Source organism: Treponema sp. R6D11, assembly GCF_054786075.1.
The window spans coordinates 1-1,807 of sequence record NZ_BDHD01000282.1 but is presented as its reverse complement, the minus strand read 5'-3'; the positions used below and the strand labels follow the sequence as shown (position 1 = coordinate 1,807).

Genomic DNA, 1,807 nt, shown 5'->3' with positions numbered 1-1,807 from the left:
GCGGGATAACCGCCGTATATGATATAGTTATCATATTCTTTTTTTATTAATTGAAGCGCAAGGCTTTTATATGTCGTTTTCTTTTTTATCTGATTAAGTTCGTCAAGCAGTTGGTCCGCGCCGATAAATTTCAGATATTCATCAAAAGAGCATGTAGGCAGATAAAAAATCTGTTTCCTGCCCGCCAACGAATCGTTAAATTTCCTGTCGATATAAAACGCGCTGCTTCCGGTGGCGATTATCTTTATTTTGTCTTTATATTCGTCATAAATTAACTTTAGAAAATTAGAAGGATCGGATAAATATTGAACTTCGTCCATAAAGACCATGACCTTTTTATCCGTATCCGGAAGGAACTTCATTAAATTTAGGGGCGATTGTTCAATTTCGGTTAAAATATCCTTATTTTCAAGATTAAGAAACACCGCCGGATTATTCTTTTTACCGCAATAATCCGCCGTTTGCTTTAATAATGTTGATTTTCCGGTTTGCCTTGCGCCTGTGATAATCGTATGTTCTTTTTTATCAAGATGTTCGACAATTTTATGGTATAAATCCCTTTCCATGATAATCTAGTATAAATTAAATAATTTTACCTGTATAGGGGTAATATTATTAAATAATTTTACCTGTGCAGGGGGAAAAATACTTAAAATAGGCATCATTCCAGTGGCAGTGAAATATTGGTCATTTGTCGCCAGAATTCCCCATAGCCTCGTTAATTTTCTTCATCGCCTCTTTATCCTGTTTTACGTTACGGATAACGTTAAGTAAGAAGGCAAGCGCGATGGATAAAAACAATCCAGCAAAACCTATCATTATTCCTTTTCTTGGGTATTGGTTTTGAAACAAAATCAAGGACACAGGAGTTTCGGCTAATACGGGCTCGCCCGCGAGCTTTACCACGGCTTCCTTGCCGTCAAGAAAATCGCTTAAAAAAACAAAGGTGTCAAAATCCCTTTCCAACATCATCTGCACGGATTCTGATTTTTTAGGCAGATTCAACAGGCGTTCATAGTTGTTTACCATCAGTTTAGCGTTGCCGCGCATATTTTCTTCCACGCCTGTTTTAGATAAATCGTAGATGTTTTCCATGAAATTCTTTATCACTTTCGCGTCTGTTTCTTTAAGCGTTACCTCTACAACCTGTCCCGTTCTTTTTACGTTGAAAATTTTATTTACGTCTTTTTTAGCGTATTCTTCCCCGTTTAAATCCATATTTTGAATCCAAAACAGGTTGATCAAGTACATAATCGTCGCCCTATTTTTATCGTTCAAAGGTATGGAACCGCCGCTGTAAGAAAAGTTTTTCATTCCTGCCTTATACAGCGAATTGTAAATATTATCCGGGCTAAGGATAAAACTTTCCAATGTTTGCGACATGTAACTTTGCGCTTTTTGTGCGACTTCAACCTTCATTATCCCCTGAGTTTTTATACCTTTTTTTGCTTCCGAAACTTGATATAGAGGATATACAAAGTATCCTGCGACGGCAATCACGACAGCCGCCAGGGTAACGATGATGATAAGTTTCCGGTAACGCAATATTACCGTAAATAAGTCCAGAAGGCTTATTTCTTCCTCGTTTTGGATTTGCGTGTTTTCGCTCATTTTCTTCTCCTTTAAACCTTAATTTTTTTTTTGCAAAAAGTCGTTATATGCAAGCTCTATTCCTTTGCTTAGCCCAATCTTAGGCGAAAAACCCAAGTTGGCTATGCGGGAAATATCAAGCAGTTTCTGCGGAGTGCCGTTGGGCTTCGTGCTGTCCCATTCGATATTGCATACGCGCCCCGACACGCCTTCGTAT

General features: G+C 38.1%; 2 protein-coding genes. Both read right to left on the bottom strand.

Annotation, left to right across the window (positions count from 1 at the left end; translation table 11 throughout):
* A partial coding sequence (locus tag ACYVTD_RS12305; RefSeq protein ID WP_461248047.1) for an ATP-binding protein occupies positions 1–566 on the bottom strand: 566 nt, incomplete at its 3' end.
* A 121-nt stretch (positions 567–687) separates the two neighbouring features.
* Positions 688–1,611, bottom strand: a complete 924-nt coding sequence (locus tag ACYVTD_RS12300; protein WP_461248046.1) for a hypothetical protein — start codon at positions 1,609–1,611, stop codon at positions 688–690.
* Between the last annotated feature and the right edge of the window lie 196 nt (positions 1,612–1,807).

Excerpts from the sequence above, each read along its gene's own strand:
- ACYVTD_RS12300 (WP_461248046.1), bottom strand. The coding sequence starts at position 1,611 with ATGAGCGAAAACACGCAAATCCAAAACGAGGAAGAAATAAGCCTTCTG.